The organism is Citricoccus sp. SGAir0253, assembly GCF_005877055.1.
Classification (GTDB): domain Bacteria; phylum Actinomycetota; class Actinomycetes; order Actinomycetales; family Micrococcaceae; genus Citricoccus.
The window spans coordinates 2,393,488-2,419,896 of record NZ_CP039424.1; the positions used below are offsets into that span (position 1 = coordinate 2,393,488).

Genomic DNA, 26,409 nt, shown 5'->3' on the forward strand with positions numbered 1-26,409 from the left:
TCGTTCCGCGCCGCGGTCGGTCCGATCCTACCGCGTGCGGGCGGGGCCCGGGTGGTCCGGGTGGTCCGGGATCAGTTGCCCACGCGGAAGCGGGCGAAGCCGGTCACGGAGGTGCCCGCCTCGGAGAGCACCTTGCCCACGGTCTGCTTCGGGTCCTTGGCGAAGGGCTGGTCCACGAGCACGATCTCCTTGAAGAAGCCGGTCAGGCGGCCCTCCACGATCTTGGCCAGGGCCTGCTCCGGCTTGCCCTCGGCGCGCGCGGTCTCGTCGGCGATGCGGCGCTCGTTCTCGACGGTCTCGGCCGGCACCTCCTCGCGGGACAGGTAGGTCGGCGCGTAGGCGGCGGTGTGCACGGCGACGTCGTGGGCGGCGGTCTTCGCGGCGTCGGAGTCGGAGTCCACGGCCATCAGGACGCCCACCTGGGCGGGGAGGTCCTTGGAGGTCTTGTGCAGGTAGGCGTCCACGAGGGCGCCCTCCACGCGGGCCAGCCGGCGCACGACGACCTTCTCGCCGAGGATCGCGCCCTCGTCGGTGACGTGGTCGCCCAGGGTGCGGCCGTTGTACGGCGCGGCCAGCAGGGACTCGAGGTCGGCGGCGCCGGAGGACACGGCGGTCTCCAGGACGACGTTGCCGAGCTCCACGAACTTGTCGTTCTTGGCCACGAAGTCGGTCTCGCAGTTGATCTCGATCATGACGCCGACGCCGTCGGTGACGGTCGCGGCGACCAGGCCCTCGGCGGTCGCGCGGCCCTCGCGCTTGGTGGCGCCCTTGAGGCCCTTGACGCGGATGATCTCGGTGGCCTTCTCGGCGTCGCCGTTGGCCTCGTCGAGGGCCTTCTTGACGTCCATCATCCCGGCGCCGGTGCGCTCGCGCAGGGCCTTGATGTCAGCTGCGGTGTAGTTCGCCATGCGTGGTACCCATCCTTACCTGTGGCGGGGCGAGTGCCCCGAGTGGTGTTGTGGTGGTCGGTCGTTCGTGGGCCCGGGCCACCCCGGGCAGACACCGGCCGGCCCCCCGAGGGGGGCCGGCCGGTGGTGGATCACTGGGCCTGCGGGGCCTCGGTGCCCTCGGCGGCCTGGGCCACCTCGGTCGCGGCGGCGGGGACGGCGCCGGCGGCGGCCACGTCCTGCTCGGCGGCGGCCTCGGTGACCGGGGCGGACTGGTCAGCGGCCTCGGCCTGCTCGGCGTTGTGCTGCTCGAGCAGCTCGCGCTCCCACTCGGCCATGGGCTCCTCGGCGGCCTGGGAGCCGGACTTGCCCTGGTTGCGGGCGATGAGGCCCTCGGCCACGGCGTCGGCGATGACGCGGGTCAGCAGGTTGACGGAGCGGATGGCGTCGTCGTTGCCCGGGATCGGGTAGGTGACCTCGTCCGGGTCGCAGTTGGTGTCCAGGATCGCGACGACCGGGATGCCCAGCTTCTGGGCCTCGTCCACGGCGAGGTGCTCCTTCTTGGTGTCCACGACCCAGATCGCCGACGGCGTCTTGGTCATGTTGCGGATACCGCCGAGGTTGGCCTCGAGCTTGGTCAGCTCGCGCTGCAGCAGCAGCAGCTCCTTCTTGGTGTGGCCGGAGCCGGCGACGTCCTCGAAGTCGATCTCCTCGAGCTCCTTCATGCGCTGCACGCGCTTGGAGACGGTGGAGAAGTTGGTCAGCATGCCGCCGAGCCAGCGGTGGTTCACGTAGGGCATGCCCACGCGGGTGGCCTGCTCGGCGATGGCCTCCTGGCCCTGCTTCTTGGTGCCCACGAAGAGGATGGTGCCGCCGTGGGCCACCGTCTCCTTGACGAACTCGAAGGCCCGGTCGATGTAGGACAGGGACTGCTGCAGGTCGATGATGTAGATGCCGTTGCGCTCGGTGAAGATGAAGCGCTTCATCTTGGGGTTCCAGCGGCGGGTCTGGTGTCCGAAGTGGACACCGGAATCGAGCAGCTGGCGCATGGTCACGACAGGCATGTCGCTCCTTCAGGGGTTGTCGGTTGTCGACCGTCCCGTGGTGGTCCGGTCCCTGGCATGGGCTGCGGGCGAACCCGGCACCCCCGACGCTGACCCGGGCGCACGGTGGTGCACGCCGGGACCGATGGTGGGGACCTGCCGTGCCCGGGCGGATCGGGTCCGCGGGGCCGGCATCAGTCATGCGCGTAGTCAGTTCCGCGCCCGGGGGTCTCCGTACGGTCACGTCCGGCAGGTCCGGGCACACAACTGCTCCGCCAATCTTACCCCAGCCCGCTCCGTGCTCCGAACCGCCGCGGCGCCCCTCCACAGGGGCCCGGCCCCGGCGGGTCGCGCCGGCCGGTGGGACGCGGCCTCGCGGTCCCGACGACGGCCGGGGAGTCTGGCGTCATGTCACCGTGGCTCCCCCGCCGGACGGCGGTCCTGCTGTCGCTCGTCCTCCTCCTCGGCCCTCCCGTGCCCGACGCCGCCGTGGCCGACGGGAGTCCCGCCCCGGCTCCCGTGGCCGGCGACCGGTCGGCCCCGTCCGCGTGGACCGCCCCCGTCGCGCCCGCCGCCCCGCCCACGGTGCTGCGCCCCTTCGACCCGCCGGCCAGCCCCTGGGCCGCCGGGCACCGCGGGGCCGACTGGGCCGCCCGCCCCGGCGGGGCGGTCCTCTCCCCCGGGCCGGGGACCATCCGCTTCGCGGGTCCGGTCGCCGGCCGCGCGGTGGTCACGGTCGCCCATCAGGACGGGACGCTCTCGAGCCTCGAGCCGGTCGACCTCGCCGAGGGCCTCGAGGTCGGGGACCGCGTGGCCGCCGGGGACGTGCTCGGCACGGTCCAGCAGGGGGCGGCGCACTGCCCGCGGGCCTGCGTGCACTGGGGCGTCCGGGTCCCCGACGGGTGGCGGACCGACGGCGGGACGTGGGACCGCTACCTGGATCCGCTGGTGCTGCTCGGCTGGTCCGGCCCGTCGGTGCTGTGGCCGGTGCACGGGGAGCCGCCGGGGTGAGCCGGCCCCCCGGCACCCCGGGCCCGGGAGCGGCGCACCGTGATCTCGGCGGCCAGGCGGACGAGCGCCCGGGCGGAGTCGTCCCACGAGAACGCCGCGGCCTGCGCCACGGCGGCACGCGAGGCGGCCGCGAACACGGCGGGATCCTCGAGCTCGGCCACGCGCGCGGCCAGGGCGGCCGGGGACGGGTCGGCGGGGGTGCCGGCCGCGGGGCCCTCCGGGCCCAGCGGCACGAAGCGGGCCGCGCCGCCGTCGGGACCGCCGATCTCCCGGAAGATCTCGAGGTCGGAGAGCACCACGGGGGTGCCCTGCGCCATCGCCTCCGCCACGGGCAGCCCGTAGCCCTCGGAGCGCGAGAGGGTGACGAGCGCGGTGGCGCGGCGCAGCAGCCGGGCGTACTCCTCGTCGCTCGTCCCGCGGTGGAACACCAGCGACCGCGCCGGGACGCCCGCCGCGGCCGCGACCGCCAGCAGTTCCGCCTCCCGGTCCGGGGTGATCCGGGAGAGCAGGTGCAGGCGGTAGCCGTCCAGCAGGGCCAGGGACCGGACGATCGCCTCCACGTTCTTGTAGTCCATGAAGGACCCCATGTAGACGAGCGAGCGCTCCGGGGCCTCGGCGGGGTCACGGGGCGAGGCGACCGGCTGCGGGGCGTTGCCGACGAGGCGGATCTCGCGGCTGGTGAGCCGGTGCCGGCGCATGAGCCGGCGGGTGGTCTCGGAGACGGTCGCCACGGCGTCGGCCCGGTCCAGCACGAGGCGCTGGGGCCAGTAGGCCAGGTGGAAGGCGCGCCACATCGCCCGCACGGGGGCCGGCAGGTCCCGCGGCGGGGTGCGGTGCCGGTAGTAGATGAGGTCGTGCAGCGTCAGCACCAGCCCGTACTCCCGGCCGGCCGAGCCCATCGTCTGCATGGGCGAGAACACCACGTCCGGGCGGAAGGGGTTCAGCTGGCGGGCGATGAACGGCTCGGCCGGGGAGGTCGGCGCGGTCGTCCGGACCCACGGCAGGCCGGCGGGCAGCAGGCGCAGCTGGGCCTCGTCGGAGATCACCATCGTGAGCTCGGCCAGGGGCGCGCAGGCCTCGATGAGGCTGGCGCCGTAGCGGGAGATGCCGTCGTGGAAGTCGGTCCGGGTGTAGCGGGCGTCCATGAACAGGCGGAGGGGCCGCCCCAGCTCGGGGTGGACCGGCGGGCCGTGGCGGCGGGCGGGGGGCGGGAGTCGATCGGGCACGGCTCCACGCTAGCGGCACCCCGTCCCGTGACCGTGGGCCCGCGCCGCCGGGCAGGGGCGCCGTCTCTGGTCACGAATTCATCACGACACGCCGGGGGGCGTGCACGAATTCCTCACGAGACCATGACGATTCCATAACACCGGGGTTAGGGTGGTGTCACGTCCGTCGCAGGAGTCACATCCAGCACTCGCATCGCACCAGCCCGAGGTCCCATGTCACGCGCCCTGCTCCCCTCCGTGCCCCCCGCCCGCCGCCCCCGCGCCCGGCGCCCGTTCCGGGCGAGCCTGGCGGCGCGGGCCCTCGTGCCGCTCCTCGCCGCGGGCACGGTCCTGGCCGGGACGGGGTACGCCGCCCCGCCGGCCCACGCGGCGACCTATTGCGGGACCCGGGACTTCACCGACGTCCCGCGCGGCTCGACGTTCTACGCCGCCATCTCGTGGCTCACCTGCGAGGGCATCACGACGGGCTACCAGGACGGATCCTTCGGGGTGTCCCGGACGATCACCCGGGCCGAGCTCGCAACCATGCTGTACCGGCAGGTCGATCCCTCGCACCCGCGCGACGGGAAGCAGTACTTCCGGGATGTCCGGGCGGGCGCCTACTACACGGATGCGGTGAACTGGATGGCGCAGTCGGGACTGTCGACGGGCTATGCCGACGGCACCTTCAGGCCCACGCAGTCGATCACGCGCGGGGAGGTCTCGGCCCTGCTGTACCGGCTCTCGGGGTCCACGTACGCCGGACCCGCCACCTCGCCGTTCCGGGACATCCGTCGCGGCGACACCTTCTACGCCGCGGCCACCTGGATGCTGGCCAAGGGCCTCGTGTCCGGCTACGCCGACTGGACCTTCCGCCCCGATCGGCCGATCACCCGCGGCGAGACCGCCAAGATGCTCAAGAACTCCAACCCCTACGTGGCCGGCCGCGGAGACGTCAGCTATTCGGCCGTGGCGCCGTTGCCGAGTGCGGGGACCACGCCGACCTGGGCGGTCACGGCCGCACGATGGGCCACGGCCAAGGCGAACGACGCACGCGTGAGCTACGAGTGGGGCGGCAACGGTCCCTACGAGTACGACTGCTCGGGCTTCACGATCGGCGCGTTCGGGACCGCCGGCAAGAGCCTGCCCCGCCGGGCCCACGACCAGTACCGGGCGGCCAAGGACTACGTCCCGCTCTCCCAGGTGCGGGTCGGCGACCTGGTGTACTGGTCCAACGGCTCCACCGTCTACCACGTGGCCATGTACATCGGGGACGGCAAGATCGCCCACGCCCGGAACGAGCAGATGGGGGTCGCGGTGACCTCGCTCCAGTACAGCCCGACCAACATGCTGGCCGTGGCGGGGCGGTACTGACCCGGCACCACCTCGGTAGGGCGTGCGGGACTTGAACCCGCGACCCAGGGATTATGAGTCCCCTGCTCTGACCAACTGAGCTAACGCCCCGCGGACCGGCCGGGCCGGTCGCACAGGGACCCATCCTAGCGCCGGGCCTCAGCCCCGCAGGGCCACCGGCCAGATCTCGGTGCGGCCCATGTCCCGGACCCAGTAGGCCCCCGTGGCGCGGCGCTCGGCGCGCGTGGCGTAGCGGTACCGGAACGTCCGCACCCGGATGAGCGCCGGGGGGCGGCCGGCGAAGGGGTCGTGGCGCAGCAGCCGCAGCGTCGCGGGGTCGGCCACGAGCAGCTTGGCCAGCAGGGCGTGGAACCAGCGCTGGTGGATCCCGGACAGCGGCAGGAACCACATCATCCAGTCCAGGCGCAGGTGGTAGGGGGCGAACTGGCGGGGCCGGCGCGCGAGGTCCCCCGGCTTGCCCCGGAACCCGTAGGCGCGCCAGGACTCCTCGGGCGGCGGCTCGTCCACCGAGCCCTGCTCGGTCCCCTCGACGATCACCTCGATGCGGACCTTGGTCACCGAGCCGAAGGCGCCGTAGGCATTGCCGACCTGCCAGCGGTTGAACGAGGCGTTCATCAGCTGGCGCCGGGAGAACAGGTTGCGCACCGCCGGCACGGAGGCCACCACGATCCCGGCGCACGCCACGAGCACGATCACCGTCCAGTACAGCGGCGGCTCGGCATCGGTGCCCAGGTCCGCGGGCAGGGCGGGGAGCACCGCGTGCAGCACCCGGTCCCCCAGGGCGGAGCAGGCCAGGACGATCGTGGCCCAGTTCAGCCAGGCGTAGTTGCCGGTGGCCACGAGCCACGACTGGGTCACGATGATCACCGCCGCCCCGATCGAGGCCACCGGCTGGGGCAGGAACAGCAGCCACGGCATCCCGAGCTGGGTGACGTGGTTGCCGATCACCTCGGCACGGTGCCACCAGCGGGGCTTGAGGTGCGCCTGCCGGCTCAGCGGGTTGGGCATCGGCTGGGTCTGGTGGTGGTAGTCCATCGCGGTCAGGTCCCGCCATTCGGGCCCGCCGCGCATCTTGATCATCCCGGCGCCGAACTCCAGCCGGAACACGAGCCAGGCGATCAGCACGACCACCGGCAGCAGCGGCGCCGACCGGTCCGAGCCCAGCAGACCGGCCATGATCCCGGCCTCGAGCAGCAGCATCTCCCACCCGAAGCCGTAGAAGGCCTGCCCGATGTTCACGATCGACAGGTACAGCCCGTAGAGCACCAGGAACACCGCCAGGGGCACCCACGGCGGCCCGGCCTGCGGGAGCCCGGCCACGAGCGCAGCGGCCAGCACCATCCCGGCGACGGCGACCCCCACGAGCCGGCGGTCGGTGTACCTCCAGCGGCTGAAGACCGTGGGGCCGCGCTGCCGGCCGGCGGCCAGCAGGGCGGGCGCCGGCAGCAGCCCGTGCTCGCCGAGCAGGGCGCGGAACTGGTTCAGGGTGGACCAGAACGCGACGAGGTAGAGGGCCGCCACCCCGCGCTGCACGACCTGGCGGGCCCATTCCGAGTCGGTCGCGGACCACCACTCCACGGTCCGATCCTAGGTCGCGGCCCCGGCCGGCGGCACCCGCCGCCGCCCGCCGTCGCCCTGCCCCGTCCTCGGGCGGGCCGGGGCACCCGGCCGCCCCGCCGGCGTCGGGCGGGGGACGCGCGCGCGCCCTCGGACCGGGCGGCTGCGGGCCCTCAGAGCAGGGCACGCACCTCCTCCGGGGTGGCCCCGCGGTAGAGCATCTCGAACAGGTCGATCGTCCGGCCCTGGGCGTGCTGGACGGCGCGATCGTGCGAGGCCCGGCCCATCCGGGCGCGTTCCCCAGGGTCCGCGCACAGGACGGCGGTGAGCTTGGCGGCCAGGTCCTGCGGGTCGCCGGGGGCGAACAGGTAGCCGTTGTCCCCGTCGGTGACCAGGTGCGGCAGGGCCAGGGCGTCGGCCAGCACCACCGGCTTGGACGCGCTCATGGCCTCGAGGGAGACCAGCGACTGCAGCTCGGCGGTCCCGGGCTGGCAGAAGACGTCGGCGCGCAGGTAGGCCGTGTGCAGCTCGGCGTCCGTGACGTGGCCGAGGAAGTGCACCCGGTCCCCCAGGCCCAGTTCGTCCACGAGGGAGCGCAGGGGGGCACGCTGCTCGCCGTCGCCGACGACCTCCAGGTGCACGCACAGCGCCGGGTCCAGCAGGCCGATGGCACGGATGAGCACGTCCACGTGCTTCTCCACGGCCAGCCGGCCGACGAAGAGCACCACCGGGTGGTCCGGGCGCTCGACCGTCTCCCCGGGGGCGAGCTCGTAGGCCGAGGAGTCGATGCCGTTGGAGATCGGCAGGACGTGGTCCAGCCCGGCATGCTCGGCCATGGTCCGCGCCGCCAGCGCCGTGGGCGTGGTGACCGCGGCCGCCTTGCCCATGAGCCGGCCCATGTCCCGCCACGAGTTCCTCGAGACGATGTCCAGGAACCACTGCGGGAACGGCAGGAACGGCTCGAGGTTCTCCGGCATGAAGTGGTTGGTGGCGATCGTGCGGATGCGTCGCTTCTCGGCCTCGTTGATGGCCGCCTCGCCGATCATGTAGTGGCACTGGGCGTGGACCACGTCCGGGCGCAGCTCGTCCAGCAGGGCGCCGATCGACCGGCTGGCGTGCCAGGGGAAGACCATCCGGTAGGTCTCGTGGGTGAAGGCCCGGACCGACTGCAGGCGGTGGACGATGGCCTCCTCGGTGACCTGCACGGTGTCCGGCCCGGCGTCGTTGCGCGCCGCCAGCACGTGCACCTCGTGGCCGCGGGCGTGCAGCGCCCTCGCCAGCCGGAAGCAGAAGACCGAGGCCCCGTTGACGTCCGGCGGGTAGGTGTCTGCGGCGATGAGGACTCTGAGCGGGCTGTCGGGTGCTGCAGTCACGGGGATGGGGCTCCTGTCTGTGGTCGGCTGCGGTCACGGCGGTGCCCCGTCGACGCGACGCCGTCCACCACCCCTAGGGGCCGGCGTCCGGAGCGGAGGCCTCGCCCTGGGCCTGCTCGCGTCGGCTGATGACGTCGGGATGGTGCCGCGACAGGGCGATCACCCCGAGCGTAGCAACGGCCGCCGCCCCGGCCATGCACCAACCCACCCACCACGGCAGGCCCGGCAGCAGCTCACCGAGGACGATGATGCCGGTGAGCACCCCGACCATCGGGTCGACCACGGTCAGCCCGGCCACCACGAGGTCCGGCGGACCGTGGTGGTAGGCGCTCTGGACGAAGTAGACCCCCAGTCCCCCGGCCGCCGCGATGACGCCCAGGTGGAACCACGGGACCCCCGCCAGGCCCCCGGCGTCCCCCCGCAGCAGGTGGATCGAGCCGAGCCGCACGAACACGGCCACGAACCCGAACAGCACGCCCGCCCCGAGGATGTAGGCGAAGGCGCTGGGACGGCGGATCATCACGAGCGCGGCCAGCGCGCACAGGACGGTGGCGACGACGGCCACCACGGCGGTCACCCGTTCCTGGCCCGGGGTGGGGGCCGGGTTCTCCTGCGTGGCGGCGATGGCGAGCAGGACGAAGGCGGCGGACCCCGCCACGCACGCGGAGATGGCACCGACGGTCGTCCGGTTCAGGCGCAGGCGCTGGATGCGGGCGTGCAGCACGGTGGTGATGACGACCGCCAGGGCGCCGATGGGCTGCACCACGGTCAGCGGTGCCGTGGCGAGGGCGTAGACGTTGAGGACCATGCCCAGCACCATGAGCAGCCCGCCCGCCAGCCAGGCGCGCGAGGTCAGCAGCGCCAGGATCCCGCGCCGGCGGTGCAGGCCCCTGTACTGCTGGGTGCGGCGCACCCCCGCGGCCTGCCGCTCGCTGCCGAGCGCCAGGCAGAACGCCCCCGCCAGCGCGGCGGCGATCGAGAGCCACTTCATGCCCGGGACCGACCGGTCCGGTCGCGCGGGTCGAGGCCGGCGGCACGCAGCCCGCGGTGCTTGCGGATGCAGCCGACCAGGTAGTCCGCGGCCGCCAGGACGTGGCCGATGCAGCCGGCCGCGAGCAGCACGTACGCCACGACGCCCAGGGGCCCGGCGGCCGGGCCCGGGACCCGCGCCAGCAGCAGCACGGGCGTGCCGAGCAGCAGCAGCGCGGTGCGGACCTTGCCCAGGACGGTCACCTCGAGGCCGGGGCTGCCGCCGAACAGCACCAGGGCGGTGAGGCCCAGCACGAGGTCCGGGACCACGAGCGCCGCCACCAGCCACCACGGCGCGATCCCGGTGGCCACGAGGGTGACGGCCACGACGACGAGCGAGAGCCGGTCGGCCACCGGGTCGAGCCACTGCCCGACCGTGGAGACCTGGTTGAAGCGCCGGGCGACGTAGCCGTCCACCCAGTCGGTGCTGGAGAGCACCGCGAGGACCAGGAACGCGCCGAGGTAGCGCTCGGAGACGACGAGCCAGACGAAGACCGGGACCAGGCAGAAGCGCAGGATCGTGATGACGTTCGGGACGGTCCAGACCCGGTCCGTGATGACGTAGTCGATGTCATCCCGCGTGCCGGCACCGATCAATCGCATGGCCTCGACCCCACGGCCGCTGCGGCGCGCGGACTACTTCCTCAGCTGGCGGGCGAACACGGCGAAGGCCGTGGACGCGGCGCCGAGCAGGGCCAACGGCTGCCACCGCTCGCGCACGTACTCGCCGGTCTCGTGGGCCTTCTGGCCCGCGCGGGCGCCGGTGTGGTGCGGCGCGGTCGGCGAGGTGGGGTCCTGGGCGTCCGGCCCCGTGGCCGGACGGCCCTTGAACTGCGCGGTGAAGCTGGAGAACTGGGCCTTGACGTCCGTCTTCTCGTCCAGGCCGGAGCGGATGTCCCCGAGGTGCTGGCGGCGCAGCTGGGTGCGGCGGCGCAGCTCCGCGTAGGTGGGCTCCTGGACGGTGGCGTGCCGGGGAGCCTCGCCGCGCTTGCGGGCGGCCTTGTCCTCGGCCTCGGCGGCCTTGCGGCGCTCCTGCTCGCGGGCCTTGGCGATGCGCTTCTCCTCGGCCCGCTGGGCCTCCAGGCGGTCGAACTCGGCCGGGTCGAAGGCGTTGCCCTCCTTGAGGTAGCCGAGGTCGTACTTGACGCCCTGGACGGTCTCGGCCGGCACGAGCGGCATGGCCGCCTTGATGCGCATCGCCCCGATGCCGAGGAAGACGAGGCCCACCACGAGGGCACCGAGGGCCACCATGAGGGCGGCGAACCAGATCGGCCGGTCCTGGGCGAAGCCGCCGATCATGGCCACGATGAGCGAGACGACCATGATGAACAGGAAGACGAGCCCGACGACGGCCAGGCCGGCGCCGATCCCGACGGCCACGCCCTTCTTCGTCATCTGCCCCTTGACCATGGCCAGCTCGTCCTTGAGCTGGAGCGGCAGCAGGCGGGCGCCGGTGGAGACCAGTTCGGTCAACGAGCTGGATCGGGTCTGGTCCGAAACTCGGGGAGATCCCTGCTGGGCCATGGAACGCGCCTTCCCTCTGGTCTGCGATGTCCTGCGGTCGTTCGCGCCGGGCGGGCCCGGGCAGGTCCAACCTACCATCGACGGATTCCGGCCCCCACCAGATCACTTGACAGTTCAAGCATGGCGTCTAGACTGGTGGGCGAAGCCGGCGCCGCCACGTCCCCCTCGGGCGGCGCCGGCTCTTCCATGCCCGCGTCCCGCCGCGGCCTCGGCCCCGGTCCTCGGTCCCGGAGGAGCGCGCGCCCATCGCGCCGATCGCCGGGTGGTTGCCGCGGCCCAGGACGTGGTCGACGGAAGGGCCACGGGCCGCCGGGCACGCCGATTTCACACTTCGGCGGAACTTCGGTACAGTGGAACCCGCTGTCACGCAGTCTCGGTCCTCGCGGATCGCAGGCCGGCAGTCCCCCGTAGCTCAATTGGCAGAGCATTCGACTGTTAATCGAAGGGTTACTGGTTCGAGTCCAGTCGGGGGAGCCACCGGAGGTCCCCGTCCCGCACTGCGGGACGGGGACCTCGTCGGTTAAGCCGCCGCCCCGCCGGACGGCGTCGTCTCGACACGAGGGGTAAGCACCATGGGGTCCGTCCGCTCCACCACCGTCCCGGCCGCGTCCCTGGCGCTCGTGCTGGCCCTCGCCGGCTGCACCGGGACCGGCCCCTCCGCCGAGTCGACGGCCCCGGCCACCGCCGCTCCGGCCTCCTCGGCCGCGATGGGTTCCCCCACCGCGCCGTCCGTGGGCGCCACCCCGGAGTCCTCGCCGGAGTCGGCGTCGGGCTCGACGGCCGGGCCGGCCGGCGGGGGACCGACCCCCTCCTCGCCGGCCGCCTCCACCGCGTCGGCGAGCCCGTCCGCGTCCCCGTCGGAGACTCCCTCGGCGGCCCCCACGGGCGATGTCGCGTCACCGGGCACCGCCCTGGCCGCGCTGGAGGGGCTGCCGGTCAAGGGCCGGGCCCCGAGGACCGGCTACGACCGCCTGCAGTTCGGCCCGGCCTGGGCGGACACCGACCACGACGGCTGCGACACCCGCAACGACATCCTCGAGCGCGACCTGCGCGAGGAGGCCTTCCGCCCGGGCACCCACGACTGCGTGGTGCTCTCCGGCGTGCTCGACGACCCGTACACGGCCACGGAGATCCACTTCCTGCGCGGCCAGGACACCTCCAATGACGTGCAGGTGGACCACGTGGTCGCGCTGTCCGATGCGTGGCAGAAGGGCGCCCAGGCCCTGGACACGGCCGAGCGCACCGAGTTCGCCAACGACCCGCTGAACCTCCTCGCCGTGGACGGGCCGGCGAACGCGCAGAAGGGCGACTCCGACGCGGCCACGTGGCTGCCGGCCAACACGTCCTTCCGCTGCGACTACGTGGCCCGGCAGGTGGCCGTGAAGGCCCGGTACGCGCTGTGGGTCACCGCCGCCGAACGGGAGGCCATGGCGGGGGTGCTGGCCGGCTGCCCGGGCCAGTCGCTGCCCACCGGACAGACCGCCTCCCGCCCCTACGAGATCACCACCCACGCCACCCGGTCCCCCACCCCGGCACCCGCCGGGTCGACCACCCCGTCGCTCCCGGAGCCCGACCCCGCGCCCACCTCGGCGGGGTCCACCGGGCCGGAGGACGCCCCGGCGGTGCCCCCGTCCGGCACGGGCGAGGACGCGGACGCCACCGACCCGCGGTTCGGCAGCTGCACGAAGGCCAAGGCCGCCGGCTACGGACCGTACGTGGCCGGCACGGACGCGGAGTACGCGTGGTACCGGGACGGCGACGGCGACGGGATCACCTGCGAGTAGGCCCCCGGCCGTCCGCGCGGTGCGCGCGGGCGGTCCGTCCGCGAGGTCCGCACGCACGCACCGCACGCACGGACCGCCGCGCCGCTACCGGTGGTCGAGCCGGCGGTCGAGGTCGTACTGGGCCGCCAGGCGCACGGGGGCGCCGTGGGCCCCGAAGCCCCGGTAGCCGCCACGGCGCTCCACCACCTCGAAGAACACGCTGCCGATGGTGCGGGTGTAGAAGTGCAGGAACTCCCCGGCCTCGTCCCGGTCGTACATCAGGTCGTGCTCCCGCAGCAGCCCGAGCTCGCGGTCCTCGAGCCCGAAGCGCGCCTGGAGGTCCTCGTAGTAGTTCGCCGGCACCGGCAGGAAGCGCAGGCCGGCCGCCCGGGCGCGGCGCGCGACCTCCACGACGTCCGAGGACCGGAAGGCCACGTGCTCGGGGTAGTCGGCGCGTCCCCGCCCGGCGTCCCGCCCCTCGAGCACCTGGGGGAGCATGTTGAGCGCCAGGCGCACCGCGCCGTCGTCGGTCTCCATCACCTGCGAGCGCACGAGCCCCTGCGGTGAGGCGACCTCCGTGTTCGCCCGCGCGGTGAGCCCGAACAGCGCCCGGTGGAACAGCACCCCCTCGTCGAACCACTGCCACGGCTGGGCCAGGTTCACGTGGTCCACGCCCAGCAGCAGGGAGTCCTCGGCGCCCGACGCCCCACCCGGCGCCTCGGCGGCCGGGCCGAACTCGGCCGTCCAGGCCGGCTCGGCGCCGGGCCCGGGCACCGGGGCGACGAAGAACTCGGACCCGTCCGGGGCGGTGACGCCGCGCAGGACCACCTCGTCCGCCCGGTTCGAGCGCCACGCCACGGGGTAGCCCAGCGCCCGGGCCCGGTCCGTGGTGGCCCTCGGGTCCGGGACCTGCAGCCCCACGCCCACGATCTCCGAGCCGTCCTCGCCCCGCGGGCCCGGCGCGGCGTTGACCACCACGCGCGCGTCCCCGGCGGCGAACAGGCGGACGTCCTTGGTGCGGTGCCGGCCGCGGTCGGCGAAGCCCAGCGCGGTGAGGACCTCGGCCACGTCCTGCGGCTCGGCGGCGCGCACCTCGGCGTAGTCCCATCCGCGCGGCCGGCCCGCCGCGGGCCCCTGCCCGTCCGCGGCGGCGGCCGCCTCCTGCAGCCACCGCAGGGACCGCATGGCGGCCAGCGCGGTGCGCGGGGTGTCGGTCTGGCGGTAGACGTCGCTGAACACCTCGAGCGAGAGCGGGCCGGCGTAGCCGGTGGCCAGCAGCTCCCGGTGGAAGCCCACGAGGTCGAAGGATCCCTCCCCCGGGAACGTGCGGTGGTGGCGGGACCAGGACAGCAGGTCCAGCAGCAGGTGGGGTGCGTCCGCCAGCTGCACGAAGAAGACCTTCTCCCCGGGGATGGAGCGGAAGCCGGTGACGTCCCCGTGGCGGGAGAGGATGTGGAACGAGTCCAGGCACACGCCGAGGTTCGCACGGTCGGCCTGCTCCACGAGGGCCCACGCGTGCTCGTACGTGCTGACGAACCGGCCCCAGGCCAGCGCCTCGTAGGCGATGCGGATGCCGTACCCGGCGGCCAGGTCCGCGGCCCGGCGCAACTGGTCCACCGCGACCCCGTCCTCCCACTCGGTGGCGGTGCCCGCATTGGAGCACACGAGGACCAGGTCCATGCCCATCCGCCGCATGAGCCGGAACTTGGCCTCGAGCCGGCGCAGGTTGTCCGCGAAGACCTCCTCGGTCACGCCCTCGAGGTCCCGGAAGGGCTGGTACAGGTCCAGGGACAGCCCCAGCTCCGCGGCCAGCTCCGCCACCTGCTCGGGGGACAGCGGGGAGGCCACGAGGTCCGGCTCGAACAGCTCGATGCCGTCGAAGCCCGCGCCGGCGGCGGCCCGCATCTTCTCCTCGAGCGTCCCGGCCAGGCACACGGTGGCGATCGAGGTGCGCAGGGTGCCGTCCTCGCGCAGCGGCCGCTCCCCGGCCCCGGCGCGCGCGGTCATGCCCGGGCCCCCGTCCGGTCCTGCGGACCGGGGACCAGTTGCAGGAAGTGGCGGCGCATCCGCTCGGCGTCGGCGGGCCGGCCGGTGATGAGCGAGAACGCGTCCACGGCCTGGCCCACGGCCATGGTCCCGCCGTCCACCACCGCGCAGCCGCGCTCCCGGGCGGCCACCACGAGCTCGGTGTCCACGGGCAGGTAGACCACGTCCGAGACCCACAGCCCGGGGTGCAGCCACTCCGGGTCCACGGGGATCCCCGGGTGCAGGTGCATCCCCACCGGGGTGCAGTGCGCGAAGCCGGTGGCCGCCGCCAGGGCCTGCGGCAGCTCGGCGTGCGGCCGGGAGGTGACACGCTGCCCGGGGAAGCGGGCCTGCAGGTCCGCCGCCCGGGCCGCGGCGCGGTCCGCGTCCAGGTCGATGAGCACGAGCTCGGCCGCCCCGGCCCGCAGCAGCCCGTAGGCGATCGCGGAGCCGGCCCCGCCGGCCCCGAGCTGGACCACGCGGGACAGGTCCGCCCCGGGCAGCGCCCGGCGCAGGCCGGAGAGGTACCCGGAGAAGTCCGTGTTGCGTCCCACCGCCTGCCCGTCGGCCGTGAACACCACCGTGTTGACGGCCCCCAGGCTCGCCGCGTCCTCGTCCACCCGGTCCAGGTGGGCCATGATCGTCTGCTTGAACGGGTGGGTGACGTTGAAGGCGTTGAACCCGAGCCGGCGGCCGTACTCCAGCAGCCGCGGCGCCTCGGCCTGCGCCTCGTCCCCGGACAGGCCGAGGGCGGCCACGTCCACGGGGCGGTACAGGTACAGCAGCCCCTGTTCGGCCCCCTCCCGCTCGTGCATCGGCGGGGTCAGGGACGCCGCGATCCCCTCCCCGATCAACCCGACGAGATAGGACTCTCCGGTGGTACTCATGCGTGCTCCTTCTGGATGGTCTGGTGGTGCCCGGGGCGCGGGGAGGGTCCCGCTAGCCCTGGGGAAGCTGGATGGACAGCTGGTGGGCGGCCGCGCGCAGCGCGGGCAGGTGTTCCCGCAGGCCCTCGAGGTCGCACCGGAACAGCGGCGCGGCCAGGGCGAGGGCGCCGATGAGGCCCCGGGAGGGGGCCTGGACCGGCACGGCGATGGCGGCCATGCCGACGTCGTTCTCCTCGGACTGGCCGGCCCAGCCCTGGGCCCGCGCCTCGGCGAGCTGGCGGGCGAGCACCTCGCGGTCCGTGATCGAGTGCTCCGTCCGGGGCACCAGGTCCACGGAGCGCAGCAGCCGCTCGGCCGTCTCCGGGTCCGAGAAGGCCAGGAGGACCTTGCCGTTGGCGCTCGTGTGCAGGGGGCTGTGGTCCCCGGGGTCCGTGGTGGTGCGGAACTGGGGGCCGTCCACGGTGTGCACGGTCAGGGCGCGGCCCCGGTCCAGCACGGAGAGCACCGAGCTCTCCCCGGTGCGCTCGGTGAGCTCCTGCAGGACGGCGTGGACCGTCCCGGTGAACCCGCGGTGGTAGGCCACCTGCTGGCCGAGCTGGAAGACGGGCAGGCCCAGGGAGTAGCGCCGGTCCCGCGGGTCATAGGAGAGGAACTCCGTCTCCACCAGCGTGGTCAGCAGCCGGTGGACGGTGCTGAAGGGATAGTCCACCCGCTGGGCGACCTGCGCCGCCGTGCCGCCCGCGGGGAACTCCCCCACCAGGGTCAGCAGCTCCAGGGCCTTGCCCACGGTCCCGCCTCCGGTCGTCGCCATGATGCCGCCTCCTTGACTGGGGTTGTGATGTGCGCCATGATCTATTCCTAGCATACAGGAGTTGCTCCCATTATTCGAGAGTAGGACGACTCCCCCGCATCCCCTCACCCAAGGACACCGTCATGTCACACGCTTCCCCGGGCGCCGGCGCGCCCGTCGCCACCCACGGCAAGACGCCGCGGAAGGCGGCCCTGGCCAGCTGGATCGGCTCGGCCCTGGAGTACTACGACTTCGCCGTCTACGGCACCGCCGCGGCGCTGGTCCTGAACCACCTGTTCTTCCCCGAGGACGCCTCCCCGGGCGTGGCGATCCTGCTGTCCATGGCCACCGTGGGCGTCGCCTACGTGGTGCGCCCCCTCGGCGCCCTGGTCATCGGCCCGCTGGGCGACCGGCTGGGCCGGAAGTTCGTGCTGATGCTCACGCTGTTCATGATCGGCGGGGCGACCTTCGCCGTGGGCTGCCTGCCCACCTACGACCAGGCGGGGATGCTCGCGCCGGCCCTGCTCGTGCTGTGCCGCGTGATCCAGGGCCTGTCCGCCTCCGGCGAGCAGGCCAGTGCCATCTCGGTGTCCCTCGAGCACTCCGAGGAGCACCGCCGGGCGTTCACCACGAGCTGGACGCTGCAGGGCACCCAGTTCGGCACCCTGCTCGCCACCGCCGTCTTCATCCCCTTCACCCTCCTCCTCAGCGAGGAGCAGCTGTTCTCGTGGGGCTGGCGCGTGCCGTTCTGGCTCTCCGCCGTCGTGGTCGTCGTCGCGTGGGTCATCCGCCGCCGCCTGGAGGAGCCGCCGGCGTTCGAGCAGGCCCGTGCCGAGCTGCCCGGCGAGCGGCCGGCCACGCCGCTGGCCCTGATGGTGCGGTACCACAAGGCCGCCGTGGCCCGGATCGCCTGCGCCGCCATGGTCAACACCGTGAACGTGGTGTTCCTCGTGTGGTCCCTGTCCTTCGCCACCTCCGTGGTGGGCCTGGACCGGCCCACCATGCTGTGGGTCGCCGTGCTGGCCAACGCCGTCGCGCTCGTGGTCATCCCGCTGGCCGCCATCCTCGCGGACCGCATCGGGCGCAAGCCGGTGTTCATCGCCGGCGTGGTGGGACCGGCCGTGATGATGTACCCCTACCTCGCGGCCGTCGCCGCCGGGAACTGGGTGCTGATCTTCCTGTTCGGCGCCATCCTGTCCGGCTGCCTCTACTCCCTCGCCAACGGCATCTGGCCCTCGTTCTATGCGGAGATGTTCCCCACCCGCGTGCGCGTCACCGGCCTGGCCATGGGCACGCAGATCGGCTTCGCGGTCTCCGGCGGCCTGACCCCCATCGTCGCCTCGGCCGTGGCCGGCCCCGAGGGCACCAACTGGGTGGCGGTGGCCCTCGTGGTCAGCGCCGCCTGCCTCATCGCGATCGCCGCCGCCCTGACGGCCCGGGAGACCAAGGCCCTCACCCTGGCCGGCATCGACGAGCTGCACACCTCCCGCACGGAGGCGGCCGAGCTCGCCCGCCTCGACCGGCCGGCCGGCTCGGACTTCTCCTCCAGCGCCTCCCGCTGAGCCCCCCGGCCCCGGCCGGGGCCACCCCCACCGACGACGACGGCGCCCGCGACCACCGCGGGCGCCGTCGTCGTGCGCGGGGGGCAGGGTCCTACCGGGCCCCGGCCACCAGGCGGGCCATGTGCTGCAGCGCGAGGTCGTAGCCCTGCACGCCGGCGCCCGCGATGACGGCGCGGGCGGCCTTGGAGACGTAGGAGTGCTGCCGGAACTCCTCGCGCTGGTGGATGTTCGTGACGTGGACCTCGACGACCGGGCGCTCGGCGGCCAGGAGCGCGTCGAGGATGGCCACGGAGGTCGTGGTGTAGCCGGCGGGGTTGAGGATGATGCCGCTGGCCGCGGTGCGGGCCTCCTGGATCCAGTCCACGAGCGTGCCCTCGTGGTTGGACTGGCGGAAGTCGACCGCCAGGCCGAGCCCCTCGGCGACCCCCTCGCACATCCGGCGGACCTCCTCGAGGGAGGTGCTGCCGTACTTCTCCGGCTCCCGCTGGCCGAGCAGGTTGAGGTTCGGGCCGTTGAGCACGAAGACGGGCAGGGCGGCGGTCGGGGCCATGGGTCCTCCAGGGATCGAGACAGGGATCGGAACAGGGATCAGAAACGGGAGCAGGAACGGGGAGCAGGAACGGGAAACGGGGGCGGGATCGGCCGGACAGGGATGGGCGGCGGCTCCACCGCCCATTCTCCCCCCGCACGACGGCCGGACGTGGGCAGACACGGCGGCCCGCCGGGGCCAATGGTTGAGCACGAAACCGTCGCCCGGGTCACATCGCTGCACTACAGTCCAGACCGTTGATATATCAGTTCGCTGTCAGTCTGCAATCAGTCTGCAATCAGTTTGCGATCAGTTGTCGGACAGCGGTCTCCCCGTCCCCGCACCCCCGGAGCATCCATGACCCCGTCGCCACCCGTCACCCGCACCAAGGACCAGCTGTTCTCCACCGAGAAGGCCAGCCCCCTCCGCGTCCTCACCTACGCCGGCGCCATCATCGCCTTCCTCATCGGCTCCGGCTTCGCCACCGGCCAGGAGATCCTGCAGTACTTCGCCTCGTACGGCTACTGGGGCGTCTTCGGCACCGGCCTCGTGGTCCTCGCGCTGATCACCTACGTGTGCGTCGAGTTCCTCGTGGTGGGCCAGGCCCGGCGCTTCGACCGCCCGTCGCGGATCTTCCACTACTACGGCGGGAAGTACCTCGGCACGTTCTACGACTACTTCTCGGTCCTGTTCGTCTTCCTGAGCTTCACCGTCATGGTTGCCGGCGCCGGGGCCGTCTTCGAGGAGCACTACGGGCTCTCCCCGCTCATCGGCGGCATCGGCCTGGCCGTCGCGGTCGGCATCACGGTGTGGTTCGGCCTGGGCAGCCTCGTGGACGTCATCGGCAAGATCGGTCCGCTGATCGTCCTGGTCGCCGTGGGCCTGGGCGTCGTGGGGATCGTCCAGAACCCCGGCGGCATCGCCGAGGGCCACTCCCTGCTGCCCACGCTGGAGCTGACCCGGGCCGCGGACAACTGGTTCATGTCCGCCCTGTCCTACGTGGGCTTCTGCATGCTGTGGCTGGCCGCCTTCCTCACGGCCCTGGGCGCCACGGCCCGCAACCGGCGCGAGGCCGCGACCGGCGGCGCGGTGGGCGGCCTCGCCTTCTCCCTGGCCTGCATCGTCGTCGGCCTGGGCCTGCTGGCCACCATCGCCCGCGTCAACGGCACCGAGATCCCCATGCTCGTCCTGGCCGGGGACGTCAGCCCGGTCCTGGCCTCGGGCATCTCGGTCATGATCCTGGCCGGCATCTACACCACGGCCATCCCGCTGCTGTGGACGGTGGCCTCGCGCTTCTACCCGGACCGCACGCGCCGCTACAAGTACCTCGTGCTCGCCCTGGCGGCCGTGGGGACCGTGATCGGCCTGGCGGTGCCGTTCTCCCAGATGGTCAACATCGTCTACGTGGTCAACGGCTACGTGGGCATCCTGCTGCTGGTGCTCATGCTCGCCCGGACCGCCACGCGCCTGGTCCGCCGCGCACAGCCCTGAGCGGCCAGGGGACGGGCACCGCGGCGGGGACGTTCCCGCGGCGGTGCCCGTCTGCCTATCATCGGCCTCCCACACCCGACCCAGACCGTGGAGGCACCATGACGCACCAGGCCACTCCCCGACCGGCCCGCGGGCCCCTGCTCATCACCGGCACCGGGGCCCTCGCCCTCGCCCTGCTGACCGGGTGCACGACGGCGGGACCCGGGACCGATGACACCCCGGCCGACGCCACGAGCGGGGCCGCGACCGCCAGTACCACCCCCGAGGCGTCCTCCGCGCCGGCGACCGGCTCGGACGCCGCCACGGACGGTGCCACGGAGGATTCCCCCGACGATGCCGGCACCGAGGGCACCGGGGGCGCCACGGGCGGAGCGGGCCCGGGCGAGACGACGGGCAGCACCGATGACGGCACCGGTGACGCCACCGATGACGCCACGGCCTCCGGCGCCCCCGCCACCGCTGAGCCGGGTGCCTCGACGTCCGCCGCCGCCGGCGACGACCCGGTCCTGGCCGCCCTCGGGGCGCTCTCCGAGGAGCGCCCGGACGCGGTCGTCGTGTCCGTGGACCGGGACGACGAGGGCGCCGCCTACGAGATCGAGGCGGTGGAGGGATCCACCGTGCTGGACCTCGCCGTCGGCACCGACGGCACCGTCCGCGAGACCGACGACCGGGGCGACGACGAGGAGGACGTGCGGGCCGCCCGGGAGGTGACGGTCACCGCCGAGCAGGCCGCCGAGGCCGCCCTGCGGGGCCGCGACGGGCAGTCCGTGGACGAGATGGAGCTCGACGAGGAGGACGGCGCGCTGTCCTGGAAGGTCGAGCTGGACGACGGGCAGGGCGGCGCCGGTGACGAGGTGCTCGTGGACGCCGCCACCGGAGAGGTCCGCCCCGGGGGCTGACCGGTCAGTCGCGGGCCCGCAGCGACCGGCGCTTCATCTCCAGGTCCAGCAGCTGGCGGTTCAGGGCCGCGAACTCCGCCGGGTCACCCGCGGGGCCCATCCGCTGCAGGCGACCGAGCAGCTCCGCCTTCTGGTGGGTGATCTGCAGCTCGAACAGCCGGTTCATGATGTCCCGGCAGTACCGGATGAGGTCCTCCTCGGTGCGGGCGGGCAGCGGCGTCACCGCCAGCTCCCCGACTAGCGGTGCGAGCTCGGCCGGCGCCTCCTGCCGCACGCGGTCCACCCACTGGGCGGGGGTGGCCCCGGCCATGCCGGCGGCCCGGGTCGCGGCGTGCACGGCCGTGAACGCCGGCACCGTGAAGGCGGCCGCGTAGAACGCCTGCCACTGCTCGGCCGAGAGCAGCGTCGGCTGCTGCAGCACCACCTCGAGGGCCTCCCGCTCCATCCGCGCGGCGGGGTCCCGCGGGTCCGGGCGCTGGAAGGCCGGCCGCTCGGCGACGCCGACGGCGGCCTCCTCCCCCGCCCGTCCGGGGGCCGCCCCCGGGGCCGCCCCCGGGGCCGAGGGGGCCGGGCCCCGGTCCGTCGCGGGCGCCCGTCGGTCGGACCGCTCGGGGTGCTCCCGCTGGCGGGCCGCACCCGGGGACGCGGACGCCGGCGACCGCTGCGCGCGCTGCACCGCCTGGTGGACGGTTCCCTGGTCCAGGCCCAGCCAGCCCGCCAGTTCCCGCTCGTAGCCGGGGCGCACGACGGCGTCGCGGATCCCGGCCACGATGGGCGCGGCGTGGCGCAGGGCCCCCGCGCGTCCCTCGACGGTGTCGAGGTCGAAGTTCTTCAGCCCGGCCCGGATGGCGAACTCGAACAGCGGCCGGCGGGACTCGATGAGCGCCACGACGGCCTCCGGACCGCGCTCCTGGCGCAGGTCGCACGGGTCCATGCCGGAGGGCTCCACGGCCACGTAGGTCCGGGCCAGGAACTTGCTGTCCTCCTCGAACGCCCGCAGGGCGGCCTTCTGTCCCGCCGCGTCGCCGTCGAAGGTGAAGATGATCTCCCCGCCCGTGCCGTCGTCCGAGATCAGGCGGCGGGCGATCTTGACGTGCTCGGCGCCGAAGGCGGTGCCGCACGTGGCCACGGCGGTGTCCACCCCGGACAGGTGGGCGGCCATGACGTCCGTGTAGCCCTCCACCACCACGAGCCGGCGTTGGCGCGCGACGTTGCGCTTGGCGAGGTCGATCCCGTAGAGCACCTGGGACTTCTTGTAGAGCTGGGTCTCCGGGGTGTTGAGGTACTTGGGCCCGGGGTCGTCCTCGAACAGCTTGCGCGCCCCGAAGCCGATGGTGGCCCCGGTCATGTCCCGGATGGGCCACACCAGCCGGCCGCGGAACCGGTCGTAGATGCCGCGCTGGCCCTCGGAGAACAGGCCGGTCAGCCGCAGCTCGTCGTCCCGGAAGCCCTTGCGGCGCAGGTGGCCGAGCAGGTTGTCCCAGCCCTGGGGGGCGTAGCCGACCCCGAACTGCTCGGCGTGCTCGGCGGTGAAGCCGCGGCCGGCGAGGAACTGCTGGCCCGTGGCGGCGGCGGGGGTGCGCAGCTGGTCGCGGAAGAACTCGTCCGCCACCTTGTTGGCCTCGAGCAGCCGCTGGCGCCGGCCCACCTGCTCGCGGTCCGGCCCGGTCCCGCCGTCCTCGTAGTGGAGCTCGATGCCGGCCTTGGCCGCGAGCCGTTCGACGGTCTCGGCGAAGGTGGTGTGCTCCATCTTCATCAGGAAGCTGATGACGTCCCCGGACTCCCCGCAGCCGAAGCAGTGGTACGTCCCCACCGAGGGGCGGACGTGGAACGAGGGGCTGCGCTCGTCGTGGAACGGGCAGAGTCCCTTGTAGGACCCCACGCCGGCGCCGCGCAGGGTGACGAAGGAGTCGACGATCTCCTTGAGGTCCGTGCGCTCGCGGACACGATCGATGTCCTCGCGCTTGATCAGACCTGCCATGGACCCAGTCTAGTCCGGGGCCAGGACGCCGGGACGGCGACGGACCGGCCCCCGGAGGACATCCCCGGACCGGTCCGTCGTGGAGTGCGGGAGGCTAGGCGCCCGCGGTGGTGCGCTCGCGCTGGTCGGCGACCGGGCCGGCGTCGGGACGGGCGGCCGAGCGGCGGCCGCGGCGCACGGTCCGCATCCCGGACATGGCCACGCCGCCGAGGGCGCCCGCGAGGGCGAAACCGAAGAAGCCCCACGGGTAGGCGATCCCCGCGGCCACGAGGGTGCCGCCCATGATGGGACCGGAGATGGCGCCGAGGCGGCCCACGCCGGCGGCCATGCCCAGGGCGGTGCCGCGCACCTTCGGCGGGTAGTTCGTGGCGGCGAACGCGTAGACGAGGTTCTGCGCGGAGAACACGAAGCAGCCGGTGATGAAGATCATCGCGTAGATGCCCAGCAGCGGCAGCTTGATCGCCAGGGCGGCCAGCAGCAGCGCGGAGCCGATGAACCACAGGATGCCGGCGTTGCGCGGGGTGATGGCGTCGCCCACGCGACCGGCGATGAGCAGGCCGGCCACGGCGCCGGCGTTGAGCACCACGAGGAAGCCCAGCGCGTTGCCGAGGTCGTAGTCCGCAGCGCGCATGATCTGCGGCAGCCAGGTGTTCAGGCCGTAGACGAGCAGCAGGCCCATGAAGGAGGCCAGCCACATGAAGACGGTGTTGCGGCGGTACGCGCCGGACAGCAGCAGGGCGGCGCCCTGCCTCGGCGCGTCGGCCGACTCCGGCGAGGCGTCCGCGAAGGCGCGCTCCGGCTCCTCGTCCACCTCGACGCCGTAGTGCGCGGCCACGGTCCGGGCCTCCTCGACCCGCCCCTTGGACAGCAGGAAGTCCGGGGACTCGGGCAGGAAGCGCCACATCAGCGGCACCAGCACGAGCGCGGGCATCCCGCCGAGGAAGAACATCTCGCGCCAGCCGGTGACCGTGTTGGCGGCGGCCCAGATGGCCAGCAGCGCGGTGGCCACGGCGCCGACGTGGTAGCCGGTCATCATCAGCGTGGTGGCGTTGGAGCCCTTCCGGTGGCCGGCGAACTCGGTGACCATCGAGATGCCGGTGGGCAGGCAGCCGCCGAGTCCGACGCCGGCCAGGAAGCGCAGCAGGCCGATGGTGAAGGCGTCCTGCGCGAAGCCGGTGACGAAGGTCAGCACCGAGAACGCGATCACCGCGCCGATGAGCAGCCGGCGGCGGCCGAACCGGTCGGTGAGCCAGCCCATGCCCAGGGCGCCGATCATCATGCCGACGAGCCCGGCCGTGGCGATCACGGTGCCGGTGGCGTTGTCGATCCCCATGTCCGGGTCGGACGTGAGCATGGGCATGATGGCGCCGAGCACGACGGCGTCGAAGCCGTCGAGGAAGACGGCGAACCAGCACAGCGGCGCCACCCAGGCGCGGCCGCGGAGCACCGGGCGGCCGGTGCGGCCCGGGGCGGTGGTGGTCGTGGACATGGAACCTCCAGGGGGACCCGTCGGAGGGCGGGTCGGCGGTCGGTGACGGTGGTGGGAGCGCGGGCGCGGCGGGGCCGCGTGCGTCACGGGGGGCCATGACGGCGCTCACAGGACGGTGGTCCATCCTACCGTACGTATACGAATGGTTTGTCGCGCCCCTCACAGGCGGGAGCGACGCCGGCCACGCCCGCGAGCCCTCCCCGTCACGCCCCGTGGGCGCCGGTGAGAGCCGGGGGAAGCCCGGTGCCGGCCGTTCCGGCGCCCGACGCCGGCCGCTACAGTGACGCATGATGGAGCACCTCCCCGCACCGGACGACCGGCCCGTGACCCCGCCCGCGGACCCGGCCGCGGCGCCGCCCGGCCTCGCGGAGGCAGCGGCGCTGGCCCGTGCCGCGCGGCGTGTGGTGGTGCTGAGCGGCGCCGGGATGAGCGCGGAGTCGGGCGTCCCGACGTTCCGTGAGGCCCGGACGGGACTGTGGGAGCGCTTCAGCCCGGAGGAGCTGGCCAGCGAGGACGCCTGGTACGCCGACCCGGCGCTCGTGTGGGCCTGGTACCGGTGGCGGGCCCGGCTGGTGCGGTCCTGCGCGCCGAACGCCGGCCACCGGGCGATCGCGCGGTGGCAGCGGGCGCTGGCCGGCGGCGCCGGCGGGGCGGGCGGTGGCGGCGGGGCGGACGGTGGCGGCGAGGGAGGCTCGCTCGCGGTCGCCACCCAGAACGTGGACGACCTGCACGAGCGCGCCGGGACCGCGGTCCTCGCCCACCTGCACGGGTCCCTCTTCGACTACCGGTGCGCGGACTGCGGGGCACCCGCCGAGCTCGACCGGGACACCGCCGACGGCACCGACAGCACCGGGGACGCCGGGGAGGCGGACGGCGGCCCGGCGCCGGGCAGCGAGGCCGATCTCGAGCGGGTGCTGCGCGTCCCCCCGCCGGCGTGCCCCGCCTGCGGGACCGGGCTGCTGCGGCCGGGCATCGTGTGGTTCGGCGAGATGCTCCCCCGCCGGGCCCTCGACGAGACGTACGCGGCGCTCGAGCGGTGCGACCTCGCGGTGGTCGTGGGCACCTCGGCCACCGTCCAGCCGGCCGCCACCCTGCCGTACGTGGCGCTCGGGGCCGGCGCCGCCGTCGTCGAGGTCAATCCCGAGGTGACCGAGTTCTCGACCGCCGCGACCGTGCACGTGCGGGGCACCGCCGCGGCCGTGCTGCCGGTCCTCGCCGGGTCCATTCCGGAGCCTGGCCACGTCCTCGCCGGGTCCTAGGATGGCGTCCATGGCACCGTCCCCCCGGGACTCCCCGTCTCCCTCCCCCACCCCCGCCGCCGCGTCATTGCCCGAGGTGATGGCGGAGCTCGCCGCGCTCGAGGACCCGAGGATGCGCGCCGTCAACGAGCGCCACGGCGACGACCACGGCGTGAACCTCTCGAGGCTGCGGGCGATCGCCAAGCGCCTGCGGGCCCAGCCGGGGCTCGCCGTGGAGCTGTGGGACACCGGGGACACCGCCGCCCGGCTGCTGGCCCTGCTCGTGTGCCGGCCGCGGCAGTTCGACGCCGGCGCCCTCGACGCCATGCTGCGCCAGTCCCGCGCCCCGAAGGTCCAGGACTGGCTCGTGAACTACGTGGTGAAGAGGTCCCCACACGCCGAGGAGCTGCGCGTGGCCTGGCTGGCCGACGACGACCCGGTGGTCACGGCCGCCGGGTGGGCGCTGACGAGCGAGCGCGTGCAGAAGACGCCCGAGGGGCTCGACCTGCCCGGCCTGCTGGACGTCATCGAGGCGCGGATGCTCCGCGCCCCGGACCGGCTGCAGTGGGCGATGAACACGGCTCTGGCCACGATCGGCATCCACCACCCTGCCCTGCGGGCCCGGGCCGTCGGGATCGGCGAGCGCCTCGGGGTGCTCAAGGACTACCCCACGCCTCCGGGCTGCACCTCGCCGTACGCGCCGGCGTGGATCGCCGAGATCGTCCGCCGGCAGGAGGACTCCGCCTGAGGAC

General features: G+C 73.9%; 22 protein-coding genes and 2 tRNA genes. 9 read left to right on the forward strand and 15 right to left on the reverse strand.

The features are described 5' to 3' along the window. Positions 1 to 71: 71 nt before the first annotated feature. Together tsf and rpsB are read right to left on the reverse strand one after the other, a co-directional pair. Positions 72 to 908, reverse strand: coding sequence for a translation elongation factor Ts (gene tsf, locus E7744_RS10545; RefSeq protein ID WP_137774077.1), 837 nt, complete (start codon positions 906 to 908; stop codon positions 72 to 74). 131 nt (positions 909 to 1,039) lie between these two features. Then, a complete protein-coding gene (gene rpsB, locus E7744_RS10550) occupies positions 1,040 to 1,951 on the reverse strand; it encodes a 30S ribosomal protein S2 (protein WP_137774078.1) in 912 nt (303 codons plus the stop codon). 387 nt (positions 1,952 to 2,338) lie between these two features. Here rpsB and E7744_RS10555 point away from each other — a divergent pair, with 387 nt between their 5' ends. After that, positions 2,339 to 2,941 carry a M23 family metallopeptidase gene (locus tag E7744_RS10555; protein ID WP_137774079.1) on the forward strand — a complete coding sequence of 201 codons (603 nt, stop codon included), beginning with the start codon at positions 2,339 to 2,341 and terminating at the stop codon, positions 2,939 to 2,941. Here the strand turns inward: E7744_RS10555 and E7744_RS10560 are convergent. Then, positions 2,863 to 4,086, reverse strand: coding sequence for a glycosyltransferase (locus E7744_RS10560; protein ID WP_137774995.1), 1,224 nt, complete (start codon positions 4,084 to 4,086; stop codon positions 2,863 to 2,865). The two genes, E7744_RS10555 and E7744_RS10560, sit on opposite strands and share 79 nt — an antisense overlap. A 294-nt stretch (positions 4,087 to 4,380) precedes the next feature. Between E7744_RS10560 and E7744_RS10565 the strand changes: the two genes are divergently transcribed. Next, positions 4,381 to 5,520 carry an S-layer homology domain-containing protein gene (locus E7744_RS10565; protein ID WP_137774080.1) on the forward strand — a complete coding sequence of 380 codons (1,140 nt, stop codon included), beginning with the start codon at positions 4,381 to 4,383 and terminating at the stop codon, positions 5,518 to 5,520. 16 nt (positions 5,521 to 5,536) lie between these two features. Here the strand turns inward: E7744_RS10565 and E7744_RS10570 are convergent. The 6 genes from E7744_RS10570 to E7744_RS10595 all read right to left on the reverse strand — a co-directional run bounded on the left by E7744_RS10570 (position 5,537) and on the right by E7744_RS10595 (position 10,952). Continuing rightward, positions 5,537 to 5,610, reverse strand: a tRNA-Ile gene (locus E7744_RS10570). A 48-nt stretch (positions 5,611 to 5,658) separates the two neighbouring features. After that, positions 5,659 to 7,098, reverse strand: coding sequence for a lipase maturation factor family protein (locus E7744_RS10575; RefSeq protein WP_137774081.1), 1,440 nt, complete (start codon positions 7,096 to 7,098; stop codon positions 5,659 to 5,661). Positions 7,099 to 7,250: 152 nt separating this feature from the next. Then, positions 7,251 to 8,450, reverse strand: a complete 1,200-nt coding sequence (locus E7744_RS10580; protein ID WP_137774082.1) for a glycosyltransferase — start codon at positions 8,448 to 8,450, stop codon at positions 7,251 to 7,253. A gap of 73 nt (positions 8,451 to 8,523) precedes the next feature. Continuing rightward, positions 8,524 to 9,441, reverse strand: a complete 918-nt coding sequence (locus E7744_RS10585) for a DMT family transporter (RefSeq protein WP_137774083.1) — start codon at positions 9,439 to 9,441, stop codon at positions 8,524 to 8,526. Further along, positions 9,438 to 10,082 (reverse strand): CDP-alcohol phosphatidyltransferase family protein, encoded by a 645-nt coding sequence (locus E7744_RS10590; protein ID WP_137774084.1) that lies wholly within the window; start codon positions 10,080 to 10,082, stop codon positions 9,438 to 9,440. The genes E7744_RS10585 and E7744_RS10590 overlap by 4 nt, the downstream gene beginning before the upstream one ends. Before the next feature lie 33 nt (positions 10,083 to 10,115). Beyond that, positions 10,116 to 10,952, reverse strand: a complete 837-nt coding sequence (locus E7744_RS10595; RefSeq protein WP_246858403.1) for a phage holin family protein — start codon at positions 10,950 to 10,952, stop codon at positions 10,116 to 10,118. Between the two features lie 452 nt (positions 10,953 to 11,404). Between E7744_RS10595 and E7744_RS10600 the strand changes: the two genes are divergently transcribed. Next, positions 11,405 to 11,480 (forward strand) — tRNA-Asn (locus E7744_RS10600). A gap of 95 nt (positions 11,481 to 11,575) precedes the next feature. Then, on the forward strand, positions 11,576 to 12,787 hold the full coding sequence (locus tag E7744_RS10605) for a DUF1524 domain-containing protein (RefSeq protein ID WP_137774086.1): 1,212 nt from the start codon (positions 11,576 to 11,578) through the stop codon (positions 12,785 to 12,787). 84 nt (positions 12,788 to 12,871) lie between these two features. Here E7744_RS10605 and E7744_RS10610 read toward each other — a convergent pair whose 3' ends face one another. Genes E7744_RS10610 through E7744_RS10620 form a run of 3 tightly spaced genes read right to left on the reverse strand, consistent with a single transcriptional unit; the run spans position 12,872 to position 16,489 of the window. After that, positions 12,872 to 14,773, reverse strand: a complete 1,902-nt coding sequence (locus E7744_RS10610) for a sugar phosphate isomerase/epimerase and 4-hydroxyphenylpyruvate domain-containing protein (RefSeq protein ID WP_305764205.1) — start codon at positions 14,771 to 14,773, stop codon at positions 12,872 to 12,874. Then, complete coding sequence (locus tag E7744_RS10615; RefSeq protein ID WP_137774087.1) at positions 14,770 to 15,678, reverse strand: shikimate dehydrogenase; 909 nt, start codon at positions 15,676 to 15,678, stop codon at positions 14,770 to 14,772. Before E7744_RS10615 ends, E7744_RS10610 begins: the two co-directional genes overlap by 4 nt. A gap of 52 nt (positions 15,679 to 15,730) precedes the next feature. Then, positions 15,731 to 16,489, reverse strand: coding sequence for an IclR family transcriptional regulator (locus tag E7744_RS10620; RefSeq protein WP_137774088.1), 759 nt, complete (start codon positions 16,487 to 16,489; stop codon positions 15,731 to 15,733). 122 nt (positions 16,490 to 16,611) lie between these two features. Between E7744_RS10620 and E7744_RS10625 the strand changes: the two genes are divergently transcribed. Further along, positions 16,612 to 18,030: an MFS transporter gene (locus E7744_RS10625; protein ID WP_137774089.1), complete on the forward strand. Its 1,419-nt coding sequence runs from the start codon at positions 16,612 to 16,614 to the stop codon at positions 18,028 to 18,030. Positions 18,031 to 18,121: 91 nt separating this feature from the next. Here E7744_RS10625 and aroQ read toward each other — a convergent pair whose 3' ends face one another. Continuing rightward, positions 18,122 to 18,580 carry a type II 3-dehydroquinate dehydratase gene (gene aroQ, locus E7744_RS10630; RefSeq protein ID WP_137774090.1) on the reverse strand — a complete coding sequence of 153 codons (459 nt, stop codon included), beginning with the start codon at positions 18,578 to 18,580 and terminating at the stop codon, positions 18,122 to 18,124. A gap of 336 nt (positions 18,581 to 18,916) precedes the next feature. Here aroQ and E7744_RS10635 point away from each other — a divergent pair, with 336 nt between their 5' ends. Further along, on the forward strand, positions 18,917 to 20,050 hold the full coding sequence (locus tag E7744_RS10635; protein ID WP_137774091.1) for a hypothetical protein: 1,134 nt from the start codon (positions 18,917 to 18,919) through the stop codon (positions 20,048 to 20,050). A gap of 98 nt (positions 20,051 to 20,148) precedes the next feature. Next, on the forward strand, positions 20,149 to 20,949 hold the full coding sequence (locus tag E7744_RS10640) for a PepSY domain-containing protein (RefSeq protein WP_137774092.1): 801 nt from the start codon (positions 20,149 to 20,151) through the stop codon (positions 20,947 to 20,949). A 4-nt stretch (positions 20,950 to 20,953) separates the two neighbouring features. Here E7744_RS10640 and dnaG read toward each other — a convergent pair whose 3' ends face one another. Together dnaG and E7744_RS10650 are read right to left on the reverse strand one after the other, a co-directional pair. Then, positions 20,954 to 22,930 (reverse strand): DNA primase, encoded by a 1,977-nt coding sequence (gene dnaG, locus E7744_RS10645; protein WP_137774093.1) that lies wholly within the window; start codon positions 22,928 to 22,930, stop codon positions 20,954 to 20,956. 94 nt (positions 22,931 to 23,024) lie between these two features. After that, positions 23,025 to 24,419, reverse strand: coding sequence for an aromatic acid/H+ symport family MFS transporter (locus E7744_RS10650; protein ID WP_137774094.1), 1,395 nt, complete (start codon positions 24,417 to 24,419; stop codon positions 23,025 to 23,027). Positions 24,420 to 24,706: 287 nt separating this feature from the next. Between E7744_RS10650 and E7744_RS10655 the strand changes: the two genes are divergently transcribed. Both E7744_RS10655 and E7744_RS10660 read left to right on the forward strand, forming a co-directional pair. Continuing rightward, on the forward strand, positions 24,707 to 25,678 hold the full coding sequence (locus E7744_RS10655) for an NAD-dependent deacylase (protein WP_137774095.1): 972 nt from the start codon (positions 24,707 to 24,709) through the stop codon (positions 25,676 to 25,678). A gap of 79 nt (positions 25,679 to 25,757) precedes the next feature. Next, positions 25,758 to 26,405, forward strand: a complete 648-nt coding sequence (locus E7744_RS10660) for a DNA alkylation repair protein (RefSeq protein ID WP_371415403.1) — start codon at positions 25,758 to 25,760, stop codon at positions 26,403 to 26,405. Positions 26,406 to 26,409 lie beyond the last annotated feature (4 nt).